Raw genomic sequence first — 24,714 nt, forward strand, 5'->3', positions numbered from 1 at the left:
CATGAAGCTACCCAAGGTGCCTCGGAAGTACATGGCCGCCATTGGCAACAGTCAGAATCGTGTTCGCCAGGATCAAGCCCATGCCGCGCTACTGCGCCGTGAGCGTCGCCCGCAATACTCGCCCTCAGAGCCGTCAACGACGAAAAAGTTCCTGCGTCTGAGGGGCTGATGCGTCAACATTTTTGACGCGAACGCACCCTACTTCGAGGAGGGATTGCTCGCCTAACGGAACTTGGATTGAGAGGCGCTCTTGATTGAAAAAAGCGCAATCACCATGAGTGGCTACCTACGTGACTCAAGCGCCAAGCAGCAGTCTCACCTAGAGACAGATACCACTACTATGCCAGAATGCGATAGACGCTGGACGTCGGATGTATCAACGCAGCTCCATCGAGCAATCAGAATTCTTGGAAGATCGGCTCACTGCAATCGGTGTACTTGATCGTGCACTGCCCACCGCCGTGAGCAGCACAGTACTTCAGAACCTCAGTGGAAGCAGCCTCTCTCGTTGGGCCGCCGGCCATTGAAATCAAGCCTTTAGAGCCCGGAGCCGGATCCGCGTAAGCGACGCACTGGTTCTTATACGTTATCCCTACAGTGCAATCCTTCGCACCATATGTCGCACACCTGGACTGAGCCTCAGCGACAGCCTCGGCCTTTGATCTCTTTCCAACCGAAGCTCCCACATCACCGGTCGCAACAGAACGGGATATGGCTCCCCAGGTTTTGATCCACTTACCTATCGCACGCGGCCCGGAACTCCCCTCACCCTGAGAGGCTGGAATCGGGGCACAGCCACCCGCACCCTGCCCGCCAACCGGATACTGACCTGGCGGGCAGCGCCCCTCCCCATAAGTAACTAGTGGGGCAAGAGTCAGGAGAATCAGCAATAGAAAATTATTCATTCTCATAAGAAGCGACTCGACAGCAGATCAAGAATTTTTGCCAACTTGCGGCGACGCATCAAGTTAACGATTCACCCCGCGAAGGCCCGTGTCGTGAATCGTCGGCGCTGAGTTCTGTGGCAAGGTCATGCGAGCTGTCCCGGAAGCCGCGTCCTGACCCGCCGTCGGAGCCTCAGTACTGCTAGAAGGCTTCGGCGGAGCGTAATAGCTCCCTGCCGGCTGGCCATTCGGACCAGGCGACACAGCCCCAGCACTGCCACCTATCTGCGAATATGCCATGAAGCTACCCAAGGTGTCTTGGAAAAGCATGGCCACCATAAGCGGAAACTTGCTTACCGGCTCATTGCTTATAGAACGAAGCCGAAGCACGAGTCATCGCTTCTTACACAAGGGCAAGTCATTTCCCACGCCCAAATGGCTAGCTGCCGGACGCAACACTATCATCTGATTCGATCGCCCCAGTACAGTAAGAAGAGGCAAAGTGTGAATTTTCGGCAGCCCTCTTACACCGCATGCCAAGCAAAGACGGCTGCAATGATCGCAGGACATTGAGTTGGCAAGAAAAGCATGAGAGCAGGTAAACCTAAACTCTTCCAGCCGTTCCAACCTGCGCCGCCTCGTTGACGACCACTCAGAACGACTCGAATTCCGGTTCGCTGCACGCCGAGTAGATCACCACACAACCCTCACTGCCGCGCTTCGTGCAGAGCCCCATCGCCAACGAAGTCGCGGCAGAGACAGATTCAGCGCGTCCAAACGTGGAGCCTCCGAATGCGCTAGTTCGAGGAGAGACCAAGGCGACGCACTGATTCTTGTAAGTCTGAGTAACCTTGCAGTCCGACGCCCCGTGCTGACTGCAATTGGCCAAGGCCTCATTTGAGGCGTCAGCCTTTCTCACTTTTCCGACTGACACGCCGACATCGCCATTGGATGCCATGGCGATCGCGCCCCATGTCTTATTCCAGCGTCCCGTTTGGATAGGACCCGTCTGACCCGTGCCCGCATCCCCTCCTGGGATCGGCGCACACCCACCGACACCCTGACCTCCGATTGGATACTGACCTGGCGGGCAACGTCCTTCAGCGCCAACAACGGGCGCGAAGCCAAAAAATAGCATGCAAATTGCAGCGCCGAAGATAAGCGCAGATCGGCGGCCAAATATCGAGACCATATCGTTAGACCCTCAAACTTCCCATCAGCCGTTGTTCTTTGCAAGACCAAGACGCCCGGAGTCCACCACCGCCGAACCCGGCGATGAACTACCACCAGTCACTCGCGAACCAACAACCTGCTCGGTAGTGGCACTATGCGTCCCACCCTTCTCTGGAGCCGGAGGTGTGTAGAAGCTACCCGGCGGCTGCCCACTCGGGCCCGGCGCCTGTGCCACCGGGCTGCCACCTATCTGCGAATATGCCATGAAGCTACCCAAGGTGCCCTGGAAGAACATGGCCGCCATTGGGGGCGCAGTCAGAATCAGGGTCGTCAGGATCAATCCCATGCCGCCCTGCTGCATCGCCTGACTGGTCATGCCGTCGCTGGACGCTCCCATCAGCGGGAACTTGTTCACCAGCGCCGTCACCCAGAACGAGGCGGACACGCGAATTACCATGTCCAGTGCGATCGACACCATTGCCGCCAGCACCGCCATCGAGAACATGGTTCCGATGCCATAGAACAACCATCGCTGGAACAACTGCTTGGTCTGGTCGAACAGAAGGCAAAGAATGAACAACGGCCCGAATCCGATGAACAACGCCATTGCTACTTCGTAGAGCAGAAGCATTGAACCCGCAGTTACCGCTGGACCACCTGTGCCGAGGCCGATGAACCACATGGCCCGGGTCTTGTCTTCCTGCAATCCAGGGTCATTCAGAATCTTGATGCCATCAATGCTGGACAGCGCCACCTGCATCCAAGCCAGACTCTTGTCGATCTGCTCTTCCGGCTTCTGATCCTTGCCAGTGACAACATGGGTGATCAGCCCCTTCACGTCCTCGGTCAGGAACTCATGAAGATCGCGCCCGAACATGCCCATGCTGGTGGCAACGGCAACAATCAACGCTGCGCGCGCCATGTTGGTTACCAGGACCATCATCGAATCGCGGCTGCGGCCTGTAACGATTCGATAGCCTTGGATCAGCACCCACAAGGTCATGAGGGTCAGCGCGATGCCGCCCACCCACGCCATCATGTTGTCCATCAGGTCGAAGCCGAACTTGCCGATCCTGTCCCGCAGGTAGTCCAGGATCAGCTTGAAGAACACGAAATCGCCAATCGACTGGACACGCGCGACGTGCCCCATCAGATCCTGGAATCCGCCCGAAAAATCAAAGTTGGCAATCGACCTGATCGTCATACCCACATTCCCTTGGTAATACTGCAATCACATGAGGGGCGACGCAGACGCGCGCACCCTTGGTGCTCCATTCCATGCATCAGTCGATGGACAGCGCTGCCTTCAGCGCCGCCGTCTTGACCAGATCACTGGCAATGGTCTTCATCGGGTCGCCCTTCAGCGCTGCCTGTGCAACGACCTTCTGATTGGCTTCCATCACCTCGATGTAGGCATCGTAGGCCTTCTGCTGTGCCTCGAAGGACTTTGCCTTGGCTGCCATGTCGTTCGCGGTGCGCAACGTGTCGTTCTGCGTTGCGTTGACGTTGCCGAGCAGATTGCTGACATTTCGCTGCTTCTCGATTGCATCGAGGCTATCGAAGAACGACGGCATCGTCTTGAGCATGAAGTCCACCGCATCGTTGTACTTGCGGTTCTGCATCATCCGGATGTTCACGCAGATCTGTTGCTGCTGATCTTTCCAATCGCCCTTGAAATTGAAAACGACCCGGGTCGCGAGAGTCTTCAGGTCGGTGCCGATTCCGCAGGTCTCGGCAACCAGATAATTGGGTGGCACCGGCGTCAGCGGGGCGGAATCCGGCAACCCGAAGGAATTCACGATGCCCTGGATCTGGACCATCGTCTCCTGGTACTCCTTGATCGTCTGCGCCCAGTCCCGTGCCCACTGGGTGTTCTCCTTGACGAACTGGTACTTCTCCTGGAAACGGGCCTGGTACGTATTGATCTGATTGAGGATGTGCTGCCACAGCGCAGGACCCGTTTCCTGCACCGGGCCGATGGCGCCCGCATTGGTCGCTGAGAGGGCCAAGGCAACGCCGAGCACCTTGGCCATCGGCTTGAGTACCTTGCGGGCGCTGGCCCGACGCTTGACGTTGTTCATGGGAAAACTCCTGTTGTTCTGATTGACGTCCACTTGCCTGTCTCCTGCTCGCACGGCCATCAGGCCGCGTCGGACCGGGGTTCCTTTCCCGACCCCTTCCGGTTCTTGTAGAAATCTTCCAGCCACTGCTCCGGGCTGAGCTCGTCTACAGTGACGCGATTGCGGACCGCGGCCGTCTGCAGAACCCGATGCATGACATCGATGTTGTCGGTCGAAGCCGAGATCACCGACAGGATGTCGTCCATGCCGCGCAGGTTGAGCTGGCACACGCTGGAGGCATGGCCCTGCTTGACCAGGAAGCAGCGCGAGCGCTCGTCCAGTGCAGTCACCACCCTGAACTCGGCCTCGGTCAGCTTCAGGCCGTCCATGTAGTCGCTCTTGCTGGCATTCGGGTTCGGCAGCAGGATCAGGGTAGCGGTCTGCTCGATCAGGGCGGCGGAGATATCGCTCTTCAGCGCATCTTCCGGGCTCTGCGTAGCGAAGATGCCGAGACCGTTCTGCTTACGGATGGTCTTCTGCTTGTTCTTCGCGAACTCCTTCAGGCCACCTTCGCCGTCCAGGATCTTCCAGAATTCGTCCATCACATAGATCAGCGGACGACCGTCGATCAGCGACTCCAAGCGGTGCAGCAGGTAATTGATCACCGGCACGCGCACTTCAGGATTGTCGATGATGTCGGTGTAGTCGAAGCCGATGATGTTGGCCTTGCTCAGGTCAACGGTATCGATCGGATTATCGAACACCCAGCCCAGCGAGTTGCCCGAGGTCCAGCGGCGCATGCGCGCGTAGAGGCCATCGTCGCCCATATTGGGCAGGCTCTTCTGGAAGTTGGTCATGCTGCGCAGGTGCATCGGCGTATCGAGCATGCTCTCCACCGCGCGGTAGATATCCTCTTCCTCACGGGCGCTGTACTCGCGCTTGCCGGCCAGCACCTTGATCAGGTCAGCCAGGAACTGCAGGTTGGCTTCGTTGTTCTCGCACTGGAACGGGTTGAAGCCGGTCGGTGCGCCGTTCTCCAGGGCCAGATAGTTGCCACCGCAGGCGCGCACGAAGATCTCCGCGCCGCGATCCTTGTCGAAGAAGAAGATGGTCGGCGACGGCTCGTACTTCTGCACCTGGCTGAGCAGGAAGTTGATCAGCGCGGTTTTACCGGTACCGGACTTGCCGATCACCATGGTATTGGCGATCGCCTTCTCACCCAGCGAATTCTCCGAGGGATGGGTCGCATGGAAATTGAAGTAGTACGGCTGGCCATTGGTGGTCTGCAGCGTGGTGACGCAGTCGCCCCACGGGTTGTTGTGCTGCTTACCGGTGGCGAAGTTGTGCAGCGGCGACAGGCCCAGGAAGTTCAGCGAGCTGACATTGGCCAGGCGTGTGCGATAGCGCCAGTTGCCCGGCAGCTGCGAATAGAACGACGAGGTAACCGCCAGGTCTTCCTTGGTCGATACGAACCCGGCGTTGGACAGCTCGGCGCGGGTCGAGGCGACGTTCTGCGAAAGCTTGGCCTGCGTGTCGCCGTAGACCGCCATGATGAAGTGGTATTCACCCAGCACGAAGTTGCCCGACGACAGCTGATCCATGGCCTGGTCCAGCTCGACGATCTGGCTGACCGCCTTGTCGCCGGAGGAGATCATCATGCCCTTGGTGCGGTCGAGCACCTTCAGCGCATCCTGGCGCCCCATCGGGCTGAACGAATGGGTGATGACGTATTCGTAGTCGAGGTACTTCAGGCCGTTGAGGATGCCCGGGTAAGTCCCCTCGGCATACTCCTTGATGTTCAGAATGGCGCCGTAGTGATTGGCACCGTTGGGAGTATTGATCGCAAAATCGCCGGTCTTGGCCGAGAACATGTGGCGACTGACCGGCAGGTAATCCTTGATCGGTGCCGACAGCACCGGCACCGGCTCGTCGATGCGATTGATCAGGTAACCGAACAGCTCCAGCGTTTCCGAGAACACCACGCCATTCTTGGCTTCGTACATACCCAGGCGATACGGCGCGTAGTCGCGGATCACGGCCTCGACGTTGCCGGCCAGTTCCATCAACTTCTCGACCGCCTGCTCCTGCTCGGCGCGCAGCTTCTCCACGTTCGCCGACTTTTCGACGAAGCGTTTGCCCGCCACCACCGGGCGATAGATCATGGTCAGGTACAGCTCGTTCTGCATGATGCGCTGCGAGGACAGCATGCCCATGTACTGGTCGGAAACGTCCTGGTTGAAGCGCTGCCTGTAGTTGCTCTTGCCCTTCAACGTGCGACGGCGACGGATGTCGTGCACCCAGAAGGCTACGTTGACAAAGTCAGGCGCGCGCAACGTCTGCAGCAGACGGTTGAACGTGTTGTGGCGATGCTCGAGCTCCCACTCCTCTCGGCCGACAAACGGCAGCCCTTCCAGATGCCAGGTCAGCAGGTAGTCGCCGCCCGTGGTCTTGACCACGTTCGGGGCGACATGCGACGACAACGGGATGAACTCACTGATGGAGGTGTCAGGGCTGAACATACGACTGCTTCCAAAGAGGTACTGCCAAGAAGTTTCAAGAGACCTGGCGGGCGCGGATGCCCGCCAGGCCGGATCCGGACCTCAATCCATTCGGGCCGGCTTGTTGCGGTAATGGTTGGGGTTGAGCACCCACATGCCATCGTGCTCCTGCACGTTGCGCACCTTCAGCTTGAACATCAGGCGCAGGCCCAGCAGACGGAAGATCATCTCGTCACGCTTGGCCATGTGCCGCATGATGAAGACCGCCACCGGAATGGTGAGCAGGAACCAGAAGTTCGTGTACATGCTGAGCAGCAACAGCCCGCCTGCCACCATGAAGAATGGCAGGTAGGGAACGCCCAGGAACATCGCTGGACGCGTGCAGCCGCGGAACACGACGTTCTTATGCACTGTAGTACTGGATCACGTGGTTGATCAGGTAGGAGGTGCTGGTGCCACCACCGCACTTGCCGTCGCTGCCATCACCCAGCAGCATGCGCGCGATCTGGCCTGCGGCGCCGATCAGCACGCCACCGATCAGGATCGGGGCGACGTCAGCGATGCGCTTGTGCGCGAAGGCGATCTGGTAACCAGCGAAGATCACCGCGATGGTGACCACGGCGATCGAGGCGATGTTCAGCAGGCCGTTGATGTTGTTGAAGAAGCTGCAGACCTTCTTGTCGGTGCCGCCAAAGTCGGTGGCGCCGTTGGCGAAGACTTGCGGGGCAAACAGTGCGCCGACGAACAGAGTGGCCATCAGCAGGGTCTTCAGCGTGCGCTGGGCCTGGACGAGGTCGAGATTGGATCGCTTCATGGATTGATTTCCTTGTTGATGGACTAACACAACTGAATCGACCAGCCGGGGGACTGGCCGTACCACGACTTCGTCAGAACACGAAGGCCGCATCCCCTGCGGGAATCTGCTGCACCGGTGCGGACTGTGCCGGTGCGTTATATGAACTGCCATTGCCGGCCACTGGCTGATTGCGCTCATTCCAGGGCCGCAACATCACAGGGCCCTCGTTGCTGCCACCTGCAGCACCTGGCAACTGCTGCGGCATGGCCATCGCCTGCGCCGGACCCTGCTGAGGCAGCTGCTGCGGCATGCCACCGGCCTGTTGCTGCGGATAGGCGGCCCCTTGGGTGGGCTGCGCCTGCGGCTGCATCATCCGATCCACCGAGCCCAGTACCACTTTGGAAAGCGCCTGGTCGGCGATGTTCAGCAGGCTGCCCCGCGCCATTGCACCGGTGGACGGATACACGACATACGCACGTGCCGGGTCTTCCGACGGCACGTACACCGGGCCACTCGCCTGCGCAACGATGCGCGCCTGCGCCGGGGAAGCGAGCTGCGGGTGATGCTCGACCTTCACGCTGCGGCGTTCGCCGCGACTCACCACGTCGATCGGTGCAACACCATTGCTGGCAAGCTGCTGCCCACGGCGCATCGAGTCATAGACCTTCTGCACATAGCCATGGCGGAAGCCAGTCTCGAAATTGCCCGAGTAGTAGCAACTGAATGACTTGCCCCAGTCACCACCGGAGCGCTTGTAGCACTCGGCGAGGATCCGAGAACCCGCTTGCAGGTTCGGGCATTGCTGGAAAGCCTTCTCGTAGGAATCCAGACCGTACTTGCCCAGGTTATAGCGGTTGACCTGGGCCAGCCCGATGGAGAAGTTGTAGCCTTTCTCTTCCAGCATCCGAACCGTCGCCAGTGCCTCGTCCAGCGCCTTGGGCTGGCGCACCAGAGCGCCACCGACTACGCCGATGGCATAAGGGTTGCGTGACGATTCAACGTTGATGACGTGCTGCATCACGTCCATCGACACCGCCATCTCCGGGCACGCCATCATCTCCAGTCCTGGCAGCATCCTTCAGCCCTCCTGCCCCTGGGCACGCCCAGGATTGAAATCGATACCGGTGATGTAGCGCGAACCGGCGTGCGCCTTGATATGCACGACGATGTCGATGGTCATCATCAACAGTCGCTTGATCACGTTGAACTCCAGGCCCGAACCTTCGGTGGAGGCCTTCACCATGAGGGCCAACTGGTCCCAGGTCTGTTCCGGACTGCCTGCATGGCAGCTGGTGATCGAACCCGGGTGGCCCGATGCGCAGTTGCGGATGAAGTAGAACGCCTCGTCACCGCGCAGCTCGGCCAGGATGATGCGCTCGGGCTTCATGCGCAGGCAGGCTTCCATGCAGCTCTTGGCACTGACATTGCTGGTGCTCTGCCCACCCTTGGAGTACAGCAGGTGCACCACATTGGGTTGGGTCAGAAACAGCTCGCGCGCGTCCTCGATCGTGACCAGGCGTTCGTTGTCCGGAATATGATTGACCAGCGCTTTCATGAAGGTGGTCTTGCCGCTACCGGTCGCACCGGATACCACGATGTTCTTGCGGTACATCACCGCACGCCGGAAGAACTCTGCGTACTCGCGCTGCTGACGCAGCTCCAGCAGCTCGCGATCCTGCTCGCTGATGCTGCCATCGCTTTCCAGGATCTGGTTGAAGAACCCATCTTCGTGATACTGGCTGAGCGACTTGGTGTGCTTGGACGGCAGACGGATGGTGATCGACACCTTGCCTGCATCGCACGCCGGCGGAATCACGAACTGGGCACGCTGGCCGGTGGGAAACGTGAGCGAGACCACCGGATCGGCATCGGTGATGCGCTGGCCGGTGTTGCTCTCGTTCACCACCGCCGTGCAGAACTGCCGGGCCCGCTCGAAGGTCAGGCTCGGCACATCCACCCGCTGCCACCCCGCCCGGGTTTCCAGGTACAGCTCACCGGGACGGTTGATGCAGATTTCCGTCACTTCCGGGGAAGTCATGTACTCGGCGATGCCCAGCACTTCGTACTGATAGCGCAGGAAATCGCTGGAGACGAGGGCAAGGGGTGACACTTCAGCGTCCATGATCGTTCGTTGGGTTACCGGCGAGGATGCAGCACGCTCGTGAAGTCGACGTCCTTGGCGACGTACACATTCACGATGGTGCCTTGGTTGATGGTCACGGTCGGCGGGCGACGTTGGCTGAGCGACTCGTTGGCCAGGCGTTCCATGGTGCGCGCGGTGGCGCTCTCATAGGGCGACTGGATGGTCATGCCGTTGTTGGCCACCGTGGTGGTCTCCGGGCCATGTTCGGCGGCGGCATACTTGAACGCATCAGCCAGCAAGCTGATCATCAGCGCCGAGGCGATACGACTACCCCAGTGCGCGCTGTACTGGCCCGGATGACCGGCGCCACCCAGCTGATCCACGCCCGGGCTGGACATGGCCACGTCAATACCGTTCGGCGTGGTGATGCGGTCCCAGATCACTTCCACCCGCTTGCCGGTAGGACCACCGCCATAGGCGCCATAGATCTTGGAGCCCTTCGGCAGCAGCAGATTGCGGCCGTTGATCGAGTACACCGGCTCTGTCACCAGGCACGAGGTGTAGCCCGCGATATCAGTGATGATGCGGGTTTCCAGTACACAGCGCAGATAGGTTCCTCGCACCAGCAGCGCATCGGGGCTGCGGATGTAGCTGGCATTGGACACGTCATCCACGTCGGGGCCACGACGCACGCGCGCTGGCGCTGCATTCTGCTGCCCGTTCATCTGCTGCAGCATTGCCCGCGTGTATTCGTCCATGCCCGCCTGCTGCGAGCGCTCCTCATCCTGTGAACTGCCATTGCCAACGAAACCGTCGGCACTGGCACCCATCCGACGTTCGGCAAGCGTCGGACCACGAGGGCCCGCGGAGCGATCTTCCAACGTCACTGGCGGCTCAGGGCGACTCGGCCCCAATGGGGGCGGCGGCAACATCGGAATCGGATCAACGGGCTGCATTGCCTGCGCCGGACCCGGATCGGTCTGGACAGCATCCGGCAGTGTTGGCGTGCTCGCGCGCGCAACATCCGGCACCTTCGGCGCATCGTCCTTGTCTTGGCCCTTGCGGAACAGCAGGAAGCCCATGGCAACAAGCAGCACCACGATACCGCCCAGGAACAGCAGCGCCTTGCGGTTCAATCGCTGCTCTTCAGCCGAGCGCAGCTGCGGCGCGGCCGCGTCCAGATCCGGTGCAGGCTCAGCCTGGGTCGTGCCGAAGTACGGATTCGTCTGCGCCTCCGGAGCAGCCTGTGCACCGTACGGGCTCTGGCTCTCGTCGCGTCCGTTGTTCGGGTCGTTTCCGGGAGTGTTCTGCTGGCTCATTTCTTCACGTTCCTTCGCAGGCCGACGACGAAGTCGCCGTGGCGGATGACCAGGTACGGGTAGGTCCCGTGCACGATCAGCGTATTGCCTTCAACCGTGGTGTTGACCACGAAGTCTTCACCGTATTCCGTTTCACGACCGAACACGGCCGGGAAGATGCCGGTCTTGTACTCCGGCGAATTCGGTAGTTTCAGGTAGGTGAAACGGCTGTCGTCGTAGGCGTTGACCGGGATCAGCCAACCCATCTTCTTCGCCTTGCTGGTCGAATAGGAGTAGTTGAAGTTGTACTGGCGGTCCTTGGCCAGTTCGGAGCTCAACAACGGCTTGGCCTCTTCCTCGACCGCTTCCTGGGCGACGCCGAACACGGTGTCGTTCGGATAGACGAAGGCGATCTTGTACTGCACGCCTGCACGACGGGCCTGTTCCAGCTGGCGCCAGTCGGTGGCCACCACCTTCAGCTCGAAGATGTAGGAATGGGTCTCGGTGCGCACCATCATGTTGGTGTCGACGTCGACGTTCTTCGGCTTGAGATAGAACACATTCTCGCGACGGGTCAGTTCCCAGCCGCTGCTGAAGCCGGTGCTGTAGTCGAGGATCTTCTCGTTCGGGCTCAACTCGATCTGGGTGGTCAGGCCCAGGCCGGTGCGAACCGGATAGATGCGGTCCTTCTCGTACTCGTAATGGTCCACCGCCTGCGCCATCGCCGCTGCTGAAAACAACAGCGACAACATCGACAGCAGCGCCAGTGCGCTTCCCCTGATATTTCGACTACTCATCGGTTGCTTGCTCCATCAGCAGTTCCGGTGGAATTGTTCTGCGCCGGCCTCATGGCCGGCTGTCCGGGCATGGCCTGCCCCGGCATTGCTTGCCCCTGCACCGGCTGACCCGGCATGGGCTGCCCCTGTACGGGCTGACCCGGCATCGGCTGGCCCGGCGTCGGGCCATTGGCCGGGACGGCGACCGGCTGGCCGGTGGCCGGATCGATCATCGTGGCCGCGGCCGGGTTGTTGGGATCGTAGACACCCTGGGCCTGCTGCGCGGCCTGTGCAGCCTGCTGCGCCTGCGCCTGCATGGCGCCGTCATCCGGCACCGGGACGCCACGGGAATAGTCGTTGTCGACGCGATACTCGGTGACCTGGAAGGCCAGCGGATTGAGGATGCGATCCTGCTCGGACAGCGCCAGGTTCTGGTTGTAGCCGAAGCGCATCGTCACCAGCTGGTTGTCCAGGTAGGTGGCAACGCCAGTGCGCTTGTCCAGCAGGCTGCGCTGGATGCGCACCGAAGCGCCGCGGAAGCTGCCGTTCGCTTCGGCGCCCAGCGGCGTGATGCTGAGGATCTTGACCCGGATGGCACGCTCGCGGCCATACATCACGAACGGGTTCTGCGGGTTGTTGCCGGCATAGCGCACGCGCATGGACTGCGCCACCGGATCGGTGGACATCACGAACACCAGTTCCCAATCGCGCAGGCCCATCACCGCCGAGTCGTACGACTCGCGCGCCAGTACGTACTGGGCCACATTGCTGCGATTGATCGCTTCGTTGCTGGTAATCGTCTCGCCCTGGAACGTGCCACTCAGGCGTGCGACCGTCGCGGTACCCGTGTACGCATCGGCCATCACCAGGAACGGCACCTTCTCCTTCAGCGGCAGCATGTAGTAGTAGCCGCCCGCCAGTGCGAGCGACATCAGCAACGAGCCCGTGGCGACCCACCAGGCACGGCGCTCGCTGCGACGCGCCATGTCGGCCACGGTGATCTCGTAGCTGACCGCCTTGGCGACCGACTGCTCGACCTTGGGACTGTTGCCGGGATCCTTCTTGCGGAACATGGATTCTTCCGTACTGCTGAAACATCAATGGGCATGGAGCCCCTGCGACAGGCGCGGGGAGCGGCACGTTCGATGGTTTCGAGGTGGACTCAGGTGCCGCTGTTGGAATCAGCGCCCTGCGCCGACGCGGTGGGCGTCGAGCCAGCGCTCTGCACAACGATCTGGTTGCCAACAATGGAGACGGAGATGCCTTGCGCCGAATACGCCGAAGTCAGATCGATCACGGCCTGCTGCGCATTGGTGGTGTCGATCTTCGAGACCGCGCCATACAGCGTGAAGTCCGAGCTGAGGCGGTAGTCCAGTGTTCGTCCGGAATCCTTGGCCCAGCGCTCGAGCATGGCTTTGAGCGTGCCATCCATCGGCGAGGCCTGGTAGACGTAGCTGGAATACAGCGGGATTTCGGTCGTCGCCACGGCAAAGCGGTTGACCGGCTTCCAGCGCCCACCGAAATCGGGGGCGGACTTGGTGGCACACCCTGCCACCATCAGCGCCGCGACTGCGGCGATGGAGATTTTCGCGATAAACGCCTGATTCATACGGGCTTCACTTTGACGTACGAAAAAGCAGTCCCGAGCGTTGGTTCCCTGGCCGTCCGGCGCTGCATGGCGCACGCCGGAATCGGGGAGACGCGCTGGCATGCAGCACACCTGCCCCGGCTCCCCTGCAGCCCGAAAGCTGCCAACCAGGTCGCGGGGCCGCCAGACGTTGCCGACGACACACCCGCACACCCTCACCAACGTCGAAACCATCCTTGTTTCCATGGCACAAACTCCTGGCCACCCTGCGTTACAACTTTTGGCATCCAGCACACACTTCTGGATGACGCACACAGAGTTACACAACCACGCGTCAATTCCATGTCAGACAAGTCTGAAAATCTATGAACAGATGCCGAATTTTTGACTCAGCTCACGGTTTCACGTCGGTGAATATGAATCTACGTCACAAATTTAGCGACGTGAATTAGACGTTAAGCATCGGAACGTCGACCTTCGGCAGCAGCCGCGATGTGAAATAGCGATCCTTGTAATAGCGGATCTTGTCGCACTTCACCGGATGCGGTATGCCCTCGTAGAGGAATACTTCCTTGTCCGGCCCCATCGCCTTCAGCTCCTGCGGCAGCATCAGTGCACGCCGCTCTTCGGTGAAGTTGTGGGTCTTCTCACGGGCATGGGTGACGTTCTTCTTGCGGACGGTGGTGTAGCCCAGCATGTCCGAGTAGTCGTTGGCGTCCTGCTGCTCGCGCGGCGCGTACAGGATCTGCAGTGCGTGGTTGGTGATGATCGTGCGTGACACTTCCCGGCCGTAGGTGGCATCAAGCTGGGACATGCTCTGGATGATCGGCAGCAGGCGGATGTTGTAACCGGCCATGTAGGACACCGCCGAGGCGATGATCTCGACCTTGCCGATCGAGGTGAATTCGTCCATCAACAGCAGGCACTGGTACTTCAGGTCCGGGTTGGACTTGGGCAGTTCCTTGGTGTTGAGGTTGATCAGCTGGCTGAAGAACAGGTTGATGATCAATCGGCTCTCGGCCAGCTTGTTGGGCTGGATGCCGATGTAGATGGTCATCTTCTTCTTGCGGACATCGGTCAGCAGGAAGTCGTTGCTGCTGGTGGCCTTGTCCAGCACCGGGTTGATCCAGGGATTGAGCGGCTCCTTGAAGGTACCCAGGATCGAGGCGAAGGTCTCATCGGCCTGGGACAGCATGTTGGCAAACGCCGAGCGCGCGTTGGAACTGAGGAACGACCGCTCCGACAGGGCTTTGAGGTACTTCTTCAGATCGCTGCCGTCACCCGATGACAACCGGTAGACAGCGCCCAGGGTGGGCGTGCCCGAGCCGCCCGGGAAACCGCTGCTGCGCTCGTCATCCCAGTTCTCGAACAGATACAGGGTGAAGGCCATGAACGCATTGCGCGCCTGGCTGACCCAGAACTTCTGGTCCTCGGCACCATCCGGATACAGCATCGCGGCGATGCTCATCAGGTCCGAGACACGGAACGCCGGGTCATCGGACACATAGCTGAGCGGGTTCCAGCGGTGCGTGCGCCGATCTTCAGCGAAGGGATTGAACAGGTAGATCTCCTGCCCTTGGCTGGCACGCCAGCCACTGGTCAGGTCGAAGTTCTCCTGCTTGATGTCCAGCACCACCAGCGATTCGCCGTACTCCAGCAGGTTCGGGATGACGACGCCCACGCCCTTGCCTGAACGGGTAGGCGCTGCAAGGATCACGAACTGCTGGCCGTCCAGCCGCACCAGCTTGCCGCCATGGCTGCCAACCACGATGCTCTGGCCGGTCTTCTTGAACATGCCGTGCTTGGACAGGTCGGCGCCGGTGGCAAAGCGCGCGTCGCCGTGCAACGAGCGCTTGTCCTTCTTCAGTAGCAGCACCAGGCCGGTCACCAGCAGCACCAGCAGCGGCAGGCCGAAGCCGAGATAACCGGCCCACTTGATCTTGCCCACGAACGGCGCGACCTGAGGCTGGCCCAGCGCGTTGAAGTACTGGTAGTAGGTGTTCCAGGTGAACAGCTTGGTGTCCAGCCCCAGCAACAGCAGGGTCAGGTAACCGGAAAACACGAAACCAAGCAGCAGGGTCGCCAGCGTGATGATGGCGATGAGCAGATACTTCTTACTGGGCAACACCCGGATCCTCCATGATGCGCACAAGGGCGCGACGGCCTAGCGGCGGCGCCAGCGCGACGCCTTCTTCCGCAGGTGGTTTTCGTTCTCCAGCCCGGGCTCTTCGCCCTCTTCACGCACCAGTGCCTGCAGGCGTTGGCGCGCTTCGGCCAGCGACATCAGGTCGGTCAGACGATCCCCATCGTCGGCGACGACCGCATGGCCGACCACATCGCCCGGAGCGTACACCGGCGCGTAGGACACCGCTACCAGCTGATAGCGGCCGCGCGTCTCCAGTACATGCCTGAATTCCTGCATCGACATCCTCCTTGTTTCAGCACTCCGCAGCCCCTGTGTTTCGCATCATGCCGACGTCCATGTCGTCATTACATGCAGGACGCCGACAACAATGCGCCGAACCTGCTTTCGTACCGAGCCCGTGCCCGGCTTGCCGCAACCCCACGGATCAAACGCTGATTTACCCTCAGCATGGCTGCTGCTGTTGCGGTGCAGCAGTACAATGCACGGCTCCCCGCCCCCATCGCGCCCCCGCATGAGCCCCAACTCTTCCCTGGCTGCGCGGCTGACGCCCCGTCAGCGCACCCTGATCATCCTTGCCCTGTCCCTGGGCGGCTTCGCCATCGGTACCAGCGAGTTCGCCAGCATGGGCCTGATGCTGGAGATCAGCCGTGGCCTGTCGATCTCCGAAACTCAGGTCGGCCACCTGATCAGCGCCTATGCCATCGGCGTGGTCGTCGGTGCGCCGATCCTCGCCTTCGTCGGCGCCAGCTTCCCGCGCCGCAAGCTGCTGCTGGCGCTGATGGGCTTCTACGCCGTCGGCAACCTGGCCAGCGCCCTGGCCCCGAACTACGGCACGATGCTCATTGCGCGTTTCGTCGCCGGCCTGCCGCATGGCGCCTACTTCGGCGTGGCGATGCTGGTGGCCGCCACGATCAGCCCTGCCGGCCAGCGCGGCCAGGCGATGTCGCGCGTGTTGCTGGGCCTGTCGATCGCGATCCTGGTCGGCAATCCGCTGACCACCTGGCTGGGCCAGCAGCTGAGCTGGCGCACCGCCTTTGCCCTGGTCAGCGTGCTGGCCATCGCCACCGTGGCGATGATCGCGCGCTTCCTGCTGCCCGATCCGGACGAGGTGCGCACCTCGCCGATGCGCGAACTGCGTGCCTTCAACACCACCCAGGTGTGGCTGGCACTGGCGATCGGCGCGGTCGGTTTCGCCGGCATGTTCTGCGTGTTCACCTACCTGGCACCGACCCTGGTGCAGGTCACCGGCGTGGCCGAATCGTGGATGCCGCTGGCGGTGGGCGTGTTCGGCATCGGCGCGATCATCGGCAACATCGCCGGTGGCTGGCTGGTGGACAAGTTCCACTTCAAGGCCGCCGCGGTGGTGCTGCTGTGGTCGATCGTGATGCTGCTGCTGTATCCGCTGGCCGCACAGTCAGTGTGGACCATCGGCCCGATGATCATCACCGTCGGCACCATGGGTGCGCTGGCTGCGGTGCTGCAGACCCGCCTGATGGACGTGGCCGGCGAAGCCCAGACCCTGGCCGCCGCCTCCAACCATGCCGCCTTCAATACCGCCAACGCGCTCGGCCCGTGGCTGGGTGGCATGGCGATCAGCGCCGGCTTCAGCCCGGCCAGCACCGGCTATGTGGGCGCGGCCACCGCCATCGGCGGCCTGCTGCTGTGGTGCGTGGCGGTGATGCTGGACAAGAAGCGCAAGGCCGCCGTAGCCGGCAGCCACTGAACATCGCGCCGGATCGTCAGTCGCGGCCCATGCGGCGGCGGCGATCCGGTCGCAGCATCGCCACATCGCCGGCCGCCAGCGTCGGCCGCGCCAGCTCACCACGCTTCACCCGGTCCAGCACCCGCCGCGAGTTGGCCGCGCAATCAATGCCCTCCGGCCGCGCCTGGATGTCCTCGATAAGGGCCAGCAGGTGCGCACGGCTCTCTGCCAGCCGCAGCTGCAGCGCCTCGATGTCGGCCACCTTCTGCTGCAGCATCGTGATCAGTGCCTCGTGCTGCCACTGGCCCATGTCCGGCGGCAACAGCGCGCGGATCTCTTCCAGGCTGAAACCGGCGCGCTGCGCACCGGTGATCAGTTCCAGCAGCAGCACCGCCTGCTCCGGATAATCGCGGTAGCCGTTGGCCTGGCGCTGGACCACCAGCAACCCGGCCTCTTCGTAGAAGCGGATGCGCGACGCTGCCAGGCCCGTGCGGCGGGCCAGCTCACCGATCTTCATCTGCCTGAACCCTCGACATGGAAGCCTGTTGACCTTCAATCAAACTTGAAGGTTAGCGTAGCCCCATTCCCCTGTCTTGGAGCTGTCCGATGTCGCTGTTCTCGCCCCTGGCACTGCCCTCCGGTGCCGTCATCCGCAACCGCATCGCCAAGGCGGCGATGGAGGAAAACATGGCCGACGCTGACCACGCTCCGTCCGAAGCGCTACTGCAGTTGTACCAGCGCTGGGCCGACGGCGGCGCCGGACTGATCATCACCGGCAACGTGATGGTCGATGGGCGCGCCATGACTGGGCCCGGCGGCGTGGTACTGGAGGATGACCGCCACCTCGACCGCTTCACTGCCTGGGCGGACACTGCCCGCTCGCGGGGTGCGCAGATGTGGATGCAGATCAATCACCCGGGGCGGCAGATGCCGGCCGCACTCGGTCAACCCGCGCTCGCGCCTTCGGCCGTTGCATTGCAGATGGGCGCGCTGTCCAAGCAGTTCGCACCGCCGAAGGCGATGACCGAGGACGACATCGACTCGGTGATCGCGCGCTTCATCCGCAGTGCCGAACTGGCGGAGCGCGCCGGTTTCAGTGGCGTGGAGATCCATGCCGCGCACGGCTACCTGCTCAGCCAATTCCTGTCGCCGTTGTCGAACCGGCGCGAGGACCAGTGGGGTGGCAGCCTGGAAAACCGTGCGCGCCTGCTGCTGGAGATCGTGCAGGGTGTACGCGCGGCGGTAGCGCCCACGTTCGTGGTGGCGGTGAAGCTCAATTCCGCCGATTTCCAGCGCGGCGGTTTCTCGCCCGAGGATGCGCGCGCCGTGGTGGAGATGCTGGCCCCCCTCGGTGTGGATCTGGTCGAACTGTCCGGCGGCAGCTATGAAGCACCGGCCATGACCGGCGCCGCACGCGACGATCGCAGCGTGGCCCGCGAAGCGTACTTCCTCGAATTCGCACGCGAGATCGCCACGGTGGCAACGATGCCGTTGATGGTCACCGGCGGCATCCGCCGCCGCGAGGTGGCAGAACAGGTGCTGGCCAGCGGCGTGGCCATGGTCGGCATCGCCACCGCACTGGCGATCGAGCCGGATCTGCCACAGCACTGGCAGCAGGGCCGCGACCCGGTGCCGACGCTGCGCAACATCAACTGGCGCAGCAAGCCGCTGGCGGCCAGCGCGCACATGGCGGCAGTGAAGTATCAGCTGGGCCGGTTGAGCCGGCGCCGCCCCACCGCACCCACAGTTTCACCGGCGTGGGCACTGCTGCTGGCACAGGCGGCCGCAAAGTGTCGGACCCGCCGCTACCGGCGCTGGATCAGCGCCCGCGCCATCGCACATTGAGCCGCGCGGTCTTCTCATCGCCGCAGCGATGCTCCACCATCTGCAGGGCCGGCGGCAGTCCGTCGCCGGTCGCAGCATGGAGATGGAACCCACGTGGCAGCAGGATCAACCAGGAACCGCGAGAAGCTGCTCGATGACCTGCTCTCGCTGGGCCGCAACTGGGCACTTGCCATCGCCATCGCCGGTGCCGGGGCTGCCGTCCATTACAACGAATCGGTCTACGAGGCCGGGCTCTGGCGCGGCCTGTTGCCCACGCTCTGCTTCCTGGTCGCGATCATCTGGATTGTGCTCAGCATCATCCGCTTCGACCTGACCATCCAGCAGCACTTCGAGCGCAAGCTGTCACGCTGGCTCAGCCGCCTGCTCTACGTGGTGCTGCTCGGTACCGGCATCACCGCCGTGTTCTTCGTCACCGAGCTGGCAGAGAACAATCATATTGCGCGGATGTGCGACTCGGTAGCCAACGAACCCGGCAGCCGCATCCACAGGTCGGCCGAATGCCAGCGCCTGTATCAGCACCGCGCTGCCTACCGGCAACGGCTGGAAACGGCCGAGGGTGAGTTCGACTGAGCAGATGCGTGGGGGAAGGCGCACGAGGACTCACACAGAGGTCCAGCACGGGTGGATTCGAAATAGTTGCATGGACTTCATTGCAACGCGACGCGACCCTCTCTTGCCGGAAAGCCGTGATCGAACACAGTCCATGAAGTTACCCATCGCCCACTCCCGCCTCCCCGCCCGGCCCCGGAAGATCGACAGTGAAGTGCGCATCTTCAGGCGCTATCACCAGTACGCCATGTTTGCCATCGGGGCCGTACCACTGGCAATACTCCTGTTCGCCCGCGCACCCGAACTTGGACTTCTCACCGCACTGGGTGCGGCAGCGGTTTTCACGCTGTCGGCGTTGATCCTCGCCTTCGCTGTCTATCCCCCTCGACGGGACCGGGTGGCACTGGAACATGATCGTCTGGTATTCCAGCACCGTGCTCCTCTCCCGTTCAAGCAGATCCGGTCCTACAACCTGGACGATCATGTTGATCTGACCCTGATCGATGGACCGAGCGTGCTGCTCCAGCGCACACGGGCATCGACGCATGAATTCTCAACCTTCCGGGACGCGCTGGCAGAGGCTCTCGCGAAGCGGCCCGCCAATGCTGCCGCCGCTCCGCAACGTCGCCACTTCTTCGGTGCCTGGCCCGCACGCGCTTGGGGTGCGGTCCTGTTGCTGGCGACGGCGGCACTGGTGATCACGGGCGTACTGCAGGGCTGGCCGTTGTACAAAGCACCGATGCTTGGAATCGTGCCCGTGGTGGGCATTGGGCTATTGCTGTCGCGCCGCCGTCACTGATTACGTCGTCGGCGAAGTACACATGGCGTGGATGTGCATTCGGGCACAGTACGCGCGCCGCTCACGCTTGGAACCATCCAGCCACCATGCTTCACGCGCCTGCCCCCGCACATCACGATGCCATTGCCCTGCAGGCGGGAGTGCTCGGCAGCGTGTTGGGCGTGGCTCTGTACAAGGCCATCGCGTTGTCGGCGCTGGCGACCGGATCCTTGATTGTGATCGGGCTGTGGCTGCTGGCCTGCGCGCTGCTGGCTGCCTGGGCACTGGCCGCCTGCCTGGCCTGCCTTGCGCTCAGCCGGCGCGTATTCGTGCTGATGCTGGCGCTGAGCATGATGCTGATGATCTGCGTCGCCTGACAGCAGCAGGCGCCGGACTATCGCGCATCTGTTACAGAATAACAAGTGTGATTGGTCGGATTGTCTGCGCCCGGTGTCACGGATTTGAATTCCATGGCCAGCCCGGCACCACCCGAGACCCTCCCATGAACCTGCAGCCCCTGCTCCGCACCTCCCTCGCCGCCATCACCCTGGCCTCGCTCAGCGCCTGTGCAACCTATGACGACAGCAACATGCATCAGGCCTGCCAGGAGTCGCCGCATCTGAAGGACCTGCCGCGCGAAGTGGCTGCCCGCGAGAGCCGCTGCAACAAGAGCATGGAAGTGTGGTCGAGCGAGCGCAAGGGCAGTGACAGGCCGATCGACCTGAGCGGCAAGAAGAAGGATCTCTGAGCCGCCGGGCATCTTGATCGTTCCAATGCATGCGGATGACCAGCCCGTCACGATCGGGGGGGCAGGATAAGGCCTCCCCATCACGACGACTTTCCCGATGCCGGCCACTGGTCACCCTGTCATCCATGCCTTTGAAGCTGTGTTCGACCTGTCTGGCGGGGTGGAGCGCATTACGGCGCTCACTGTCATCTGCCGGCATTGCTCTGAAACCCGCTCGGCCAGCGAAGACAATCTGGTCCAGCTGCCCGGCGGCGCCTTGTTCCGCTGCGACGGATGCGGCAGTCATCAGGCGGTGAGCCATGCGCGGGTTGCCGATTGGCAGGTGAATTCGCTTCTTGGTGTCTGAGGCTGCAATACGACGGTGCCACGACGCAGGCTGTTGGCGCAGGGATGATGGTGCAGTCAGAGGGCGCCCCGTGAGCCACCTCGTCCGCCGCGCAGGGCCGATGACAGCCAGGGCAAAGGAGCTGTGCAGGGCGCAATGACATCACCTCGGCTAAGCTGCGGCACCTTTCTTCGCGCACGGCCATGCATCCCTTCCCCCTTCCTGTCTCGGCACCCGATCAACTCGCCTACCGACTGCTGCAGGACAGCGACTGGGCCCGTTCCACCGACGCGATCAACGCTCCTCCCGAACTTCGCGCTCTGCTGGCGATGATCCTGGATTCTCCGGAGCCGCTGTGGATCGCATGGGGCAGCGACAACAAGGCGTTCTTCTTCAACGATGCCTACCTGCCGATGCTGGGCGGCAAGCTGCACGGCGCCATGGGCAGCCGATTGGAAGACGTCTGGGCGGACGTCTGGGCCGACGTCGTCGATGCTGTCAACGACGCCTTTGGCGGCACGAGCCGCAGTTTCAAGAACATGCCGTTGATGATGGACCGTGATGGCACGTTGCGCGAGACATTCTGGACGTTCTCCTACTCGCCGCTGCGTGCCGGTTGCGGAGGCGTGGCCGGCATCATCTGCATGGTCAGCGAGCAGACCGAGCGGGTGATCGAACGCGACCGGCACACCCGCCAGGTAGCGGCCATCACCGAGCAGGCACGCGAGGCCCATCTTGAACTGGTACGCGCCCGCGAACAGCTGCGGCAGTCGCAGAAGCTGGAGGCCATCGGCCAGCTGACCGGCGGCGTTGCCCACGACTTCAACAATCTGCTGCAGGTCATCACCGGTTCCGTGGACATGCTGCTGCATACCTGGCCGGCCGAAGATACGCGCCTGCGCTATGTACAGGCGATCGAAACCGCCGCTGACCGCGCCACTCGCCTGACCGCCCAGCTTCTGGCGTTCTCGCGCAGGCAGAGCCTGTCGCCGCAGGTATTCGACCTCTGCGAGAGCGTACGCGCGCTTTCGGACATCATCACCACAGTGCTGGGCGCACGCATCTCCGTGTCGGTGAACCTGCCCGACGCCCCGTTGCCGGTGCTGCTGGACCGGACCCAGCTCGACACCGCACTGATCAACATCGCGGTGAACGCGCGCGACGCCATTGACGGCCACGGCAAGGTGACGATCGATGTGGAACAGCTGACATCGGTGCCTTCCGTACGGTTCGCGGCGCCGATGAAAGGCAACTTCGCTGCGATCAGCGTCAGCGACACCGGTGCCGGCATCGATCCGTCCGTGGTGGACCGGATCTTCGAGCCATTCTTCACCACCAAGGGAGTGGGCGCGGGCACCGGGCTTGGCCTCAGCCAGGTGTTCGGCTTCGTCAAGCAGTCCGAGGGCGAAGTGGACGTACAGAGCCAGGCCGGTGTCGGTACGCGCTTCACGCTGTATCTGCCGCTGGCGCAGGCAAACGCCTCCATCGAGCTGCCGACCGCGCAACCGGGATTGCTGCATGGTCACGGATTGTGCGTGCTGGTGGTGGAAGACAATGTGGATGTGGCCGAATTTGCAGTCGGTGCGCTGCGCGAGCTTGAGTACAACGTCGTACTCGCGCGCAATGCCGACGAAGCACTGGCGGAGCTCGAGCGCGACGCTGCGCGTTTCCACGTGGTGTTCAGCGACGTGGTCATGCCCGGGACCAATGGGCTGGATCTGGCCCGCACCATCCGCAGCCGCCTGCCCGATCTTCCGATCATCCTCACCAGTGGCTACAGCGAACTGCTGGCCCGCGATCCAGGCCACGGTTTCACGCTGCTGCGCAAGCCCTACTCACTGAAGCAGCTGGCCTTGGTGATGACCGAGGCCAGCTGTCGCTCGCAGACGATGGTGACTGCGCATTAGCGGGCAGATCACCGGGTCGGACCGGTCCAGGAAGCAAGCGCTGAATCAAGGCCGGACATATCCCCCCGTGTGCCACAGACCCAGGCAACGATGCCATCCGGGCGCACCAGCACCGCCCCCAGGCCCGATGTCGCATCCCCAGTATCTGCGGCGCAGGCGATGGAAGGCTGCCAGCGTTGGCCATGCTGCGGCGGCGAAGACGCCGGGTCGAAAACAAGCAGCGCCCCCTGCCCCGCTCTCAGCAGTTCGCCCAGGCGGCGGCCATCGACCAACCGGAAATCCGGCGCGCTCCTGCCGACCAGCGGGTGGTCTCCGTCAAGATCCAGCTGCTGCGAAACACCCCAGATCCGCTCGGCCAGATACGTGGCCCCATCGCGGGTGCCGGCCAGGTCGGCCATGATCGCTGCCAGTGCGCGCGAACCGGGCCCGGGTCGCATCAGCGCAACCTGCGCGCGCGACCAGTCCAGCACCTTGGCACCCACCGGATGGCGCTCCGCCTGATAGCTGTCCAGCAGCGCCTCATCGGCCTTGCCCCGCGCCACGGCGGCCAGCTTCCAACCGAGGTTCATCGCATCGCCGATGCCGAGGTTCAGTCCCTGGCCGCCCAACGGCGAATGCATGTGCGCGGCATCACCTGCCAACAGCACACGTCCGCTGCGATAGGCCGTCGCCTGGCGCGCAGCATCGGTCCATGTCGTAGCCAGGTGCAATGCAGTGATCGTTGCCTCGCGGCCAGACACCCGCCGCAGCAACGCTTGCGCGGTGAGCCGGTCCAGTGGCGTGCGATGGCCGGCGCCACCATCGAAATCGGCCAGCGCCAGCATGCCTGGCGGGTTGAAATTGCACATCCCGTGATCGGTGAACTGTCGGCCTGGTGTGAGTACACACCCATCTGCCAGTTCGACCAGCAGCGTGTAACCGGTGAACTCTGGCCCGGTTCCAGCGAAGAGGAAGCCCGATTGTTTGCGTACCGTGCTGCGGGCCCCATCACAACCGACCAGCCAGCGGCCGTGGACCCTGCCGGAGCCGGTGTGCACGGCAACCTGCGCCTCGTGCGCATCCACCGCCTGTACCGCACGCCCGCGTTCGATGCGCACGCCCAGCGCAGTCGCACGTTCGGCAAACACCGCTTCCAGGGCCTGCAGCTCCACCGCCATCTGGGTGCCCACCGGTGTCGGCAGGCGCCAGCTCCAGCGCGTCTGGTCCACATCGTCCAGTGCAAATGGAATACCCGCGAAGTGCCCACCCAGCGCACGCGGCTGCGCCAGCCAATGGGCGGTGCCGGGCGGCGGCGCGCCCTTGTCGGGCTTGAGCACCTGCGTCGCGGCGACCGCGTCCAACAGGCCGCGCCGATCCAATGCCTCCAGCGTAGGGGCGTTCAAGCCGCGGAGCCCGAATGGCAAGCGCTTCAACGGCGAACCGGCGGACCTGGCCTGTTCCAGCACCAGCACTGAACACCCGGCCAGGGCCAGTTCACAGGACAGGAACAGGCCCACCGGGCCAGCACCGGCAATGACGACGTCGTACAGCATGGGGAATCCTTGTGAGCGCCGGGTCG

25 protein-coding genes are annotated in these 24,714 nt (G+C 62.6%); 8 read left to right on the forward strand and 17 right to left on the reverse strand.

The features are described from left to right. Positions 1–398: 398 nt before the first annotated feature. The 15 genes from ACZLHH_RS14115 to ACZLHH_RS14185 all read right to left on the reverse strand — a co-directional run bounded on the left by ACZLHH_RS14115 (position 399) and on the right by ACZLHH_RS14185 (position 15,578). Positions 399–911: a DUF4189 domain-containing protein gene (locus ACZLHH_RS14115; RefSeq protein ID WP_343170874.1), complete on the reverse strand. Its 513-nt coding sequence runs from the start codon at positions 909–911 to the stop codon at positions 399–401. A gap of 625 nt (positions 912–1,536) precedes the next feature. Beyond that, complete coding sequence (locus ACZLHH_RS14120; protein ID WP_321029109.1) at positions 1,537–2,076, reverse strand: DUF4189 domain-containing protein; 540 nt, start codon at positions 2,074–2,076, stop codon at positions 1,537–1,539. Positions 2,077–2,100: 24 nt separating this feature from the next. Then, positions 2,101–3,261: a TrbL/VirB6 family protein gene (locus tag ACZLHH_RS14125; protein ID WP_164080295.1), complete on the reverse strand. Its 1,161-nt coding sequence runs from the start codon at positions 3,259–3,261 to the stop codon at positions 2,101–2,103. 79 nt (positions 3,262–3,340) lie between these two features. Beyond that, complete coding sequence (locus ACZLHH_RS14130; protein WP_049398226.1) at positions 3,341–4,138, reverse strand: hypothetical protein; 798 nt, start codon at positions 4,136–4,138, stop codon at positions 3,341–3,343. Positions 4,139–4,197: 59 nt separating this feature from the next. Further along, on the reverse strand, positions 4,198–6,636 hold the full coding sequence (locus ACZLHH_RS14135; protein WP_032129524.1) for a VirB4 family type IV secretion/conjugal transfer ATPase: 2,439 nt from the start codon (positions 6,634–6,636) through the stop codon (positions 4,198–4,200). Between the two features lie 81 nt (positions 6,637–6,717). Further along, entirely contained in the window at positions 6,718–7,026 is a 309-nt protein-coding gene (locus ACZLHH_RS14140) for a VirB3 family type IV secretion system protein (RefSeq protein ID WP_006374695.1), read from the reverse strand. Further along, the gene (locus tag ACZLHH_RS14145; RefSeq protein ID WP_006374697.1) at positions 7,019–7,429 is read right to left on the reverse strand and encodes a TrbC/VirB2 family protein; all 411 of its coding nucleotides are present in this window, start codon (positions 7,427–7,429) and stop codon (positions 7,019–7,021) included. The genes ACZLHH_RS14140 and ACZLHH_RS14145 overlap by 8 nt, the downstream gene beginning before the upstream one ends. A 73-nt stretch (positions 7,430–7,502) precedes the next feature. Further along, entirely contained in the window at positions 7,503–8,486 is a 984-nt protein-coding gene (locus ACZLHH_RS14150; RefSeq protein WP_071227599.1) for a lytic transglycosylase domain-containing protein, read from the reverse strand. A 3-nt stretch (positions 8,487–8,489) separates the two neighbouring features. Continuing rightward, positions 8,490–9,533 (reverse strand): P-type DNA transfer ATPase VirB11, encoded by a 1,044-nt coding sequence (virB11, locus tag ACZLHH_RS14155; protein WP_032129526.1) that lies wholly within the window; start codon positions 9,531–9,533, stop codon positions 8,490–8,492. 14 nt (positions 9,534–9,547) lie between these two features. Continuing rightward, complete coding sequence (locus ACZLHH_RS14160; protein ID WP_032129527.1) at positions 9,548–10,813, reverse strand: TrbI/VirB10 family protein; 1,266 nt, start codon at positions 10,811–10,813, stop codon at positions 9,548–9,550. Continuing rightward, complete coding sequence (locus ACZLHH_RS14165; RefSeq protein WP_021202792.1) at positions 10,810–11,589, reverse strand: TrbG/VirB9 family P-type conjugative transfer protein; 780 nt, start codon at positions 11,587–11,589, stop codon at positions 10,810–10,812. The genes ACZLHH_RS14160 and ACZLHH_RS14165 overlap by 4 nt, the downstream gene beginning before the upstream one ends. Continuing rightward, positions 11,586–12,641 carry a VirB8 family type IV secretion system protein gene (locus ACZLHH_RS14170; protein WP_032129528.1) on the reverse strand — a complete coding sequence of 352 codons (1,056 nt, stop codon included), beginning with the start codon at positions 12,639–12,641 and terminating at the stop codon, positions 11,586–11,588. Before ACZLHH_RS14170 ends, ACZLHH_RS14165 begins: the two co-directional genes overlap by 4 nt. An 89-nt stretch (positions 12,642–12,730) precedes the next feature. Next, complete coding sequence (locus tag ACZLHH_RS14175) at positions 12,731–13,177, reverse strand: hypothetical protein (RefSeq protein WP_032129529.1); 447 nt, start codon at positions 13,175–13,177, stop codon at positions 12,731–12,733. A gap of 427 nt (positions 13,178–13,604) precedes the next feature. After that, positions 13,605–15,284, reverse strand: coding sequence for a type IV secretory system conjugative DNA transfer family protein (locus tag ACZLHH_RS14180; RefSeq protein ID WP_180845084.1), 1,680 nt, complete (start codon positions 15,282–15,284; stop codon positions 13,605–13,607). Positions 15,285–15,320: 36 nt separating this feature from the next. Next, positions 15,321–15,578, reverse strand: a complete 258-nt coding sequence (locus tag ACZLHH_RS14185) for a hypothetical protein (RefSeq protein WP_006374755.1) — start codon at positions 15,576–15,578, stop codon at positions 15,321–15,323. Positions 15,579–15,813: 235 nt separating this feature from the next. Here ACZLHH_RS14185 and ACZLHH_RS14190 point away from each other — a divergent pair, with 235 nt between their 5' ends. Next, positions 15,814–17,025 (forward strand): MFS transporter, encoded by a 1,212-nt coding sequence (locus ACZLHH_RS14190; RefSeq protein WP_180845085.1) that lies wholly within the window; start codon positions 15,814–15,816, stop codon positions 17,023–17,025. A 16-nt stretch (positions 17,026–17,041) separates the two neighbouring features. On the opposite strand, the gene ACZLHH_RS14195 is transcribed toward ACZLHH_RS14190, so the two are convergent. After that, entirely contained in the window at positions 17,042–17,521 is a 480-nt protein-coding gene (locus ACZLHH_RS14195; RefSeq protein WP_049422464.1) for a MerR family transcriptional regulator, read from the reverse strand. A gap of 89 nt (positions 17,522–17,610) precedes the next feature. Between ACZLHH_RS14195 and ACZLHH_RS14200 the strand changes: the two genes are divergently transcribed. From ACZLHH_RS14200 to ACZLHH_RS14230, 7 genes are all read left to right on the forward strand, one after another. Continuing rightward, the gene (locus ACZLHH_RS14200; RefSeq protein ID WP_032128599.1) at positions 17,611–18,849 is read left to right on the forward strand and encodes an NADH:flavin oxidoreductase/NADH oxidase family protein; all 1,239 of its coding nucleotides are present in this window, start codon (positions 17,611–17,613) and stop codon (positions 18,847–18,849) included. Between the two features lie 93 nt (positions 18,850–18,942). Continuing rightward, positions 18,943–19,419: a hypothetical protein gene (locus tag ACZLHH_RS14205; protein WP_180845086.1), complete on the forward strand. Its 477-nt coding sequence runs from the start codon at positions 18,943–18,945 to the stop codon at positions 19,417–19,419. A 133-nt stretch (positions 19,420–19,552) separates the two neighbouring features. Continuing rightward, a complete protein-coding gene (locus tag ACZLHH_RS14210; RefSeq protein ID WP_132810397.1) occupies positions 19,553–20,197 on the forward strand; it encodes a hypothetical protein in 645 nt (214 codons plus the stop codon). 86 nt (positions 20,198–20,283) lie between these two features. Continuing rightward, complete coding sequence (locus ACZLHH_RS14215; RefSeq protein WP_049422469.1) at positions 20,284–20,553, forward strand: hypothetical protein; 270 nt, start codon at positions 20,284–20,286, stop codon at positions 20,551–20,553. A 125-nt stretch (positions 20,554–20,678) separates the two neighbouring features. Next, positions 20,679–20,924, forward strand: coding sequence for a hypothetical protein (locus tag ACZLHH_RS14220; RefSeq protein ID WP_032128602.1), 246 nt, complete (start codon positions 20,679–20,681; stop codon positions 20,922–20,924). 97 nt (positions 20,925–21,021) lie between these two features. Beyond that, positions 21,022–21,270 carry a hypothetical protein gene (locus tag ACZLHH_RS14225; protein ID WP_005410137.1) on the forward strand — a complete coding sequence of 83 codons (249 nt, stop codon included), beginning with the start codon at positions 21,022–21,024 and terminating at the stop codon, positions 21,268–21,270. Positions 21,271–21,452: 182 nt separating this feature from the next. Further along, on the forward strand, positions 21,453–23,156 hold the full coding sequence (locus ACZLHH_RS14230; RefSeq protein ID WP_071227588.1) for a hybrid sensor histidine kinase/response regulator: 1,704 nt from the start codon (positions 21,453–21,455) through the stop codon (positions 23,154–23,156). An 8-nt stretch (positions 23,157–23,164) separates the two neighbouring features. Here ACZLHH_RS14230 and ACZLHH_RS14235 read toward each other — a convergent pair whose 3' ends face one another. Next, on the reverse strand, positions 23,165–24,688 hold the full coding sequence (locus ACZLHH_RS14235; protein WP_071227587.1) for an FAD-dependent monooxygenase: 1,524 nt from the start codon (positions 24,686–24,688) through the stop codon (positions 23,165–23,167). Positions 24,689–24,714 lie beyond the last annotated feature (26 nt).

The organism is Stenotrophomonas sp. 28608_Sma (assembly GCF_056486185.1).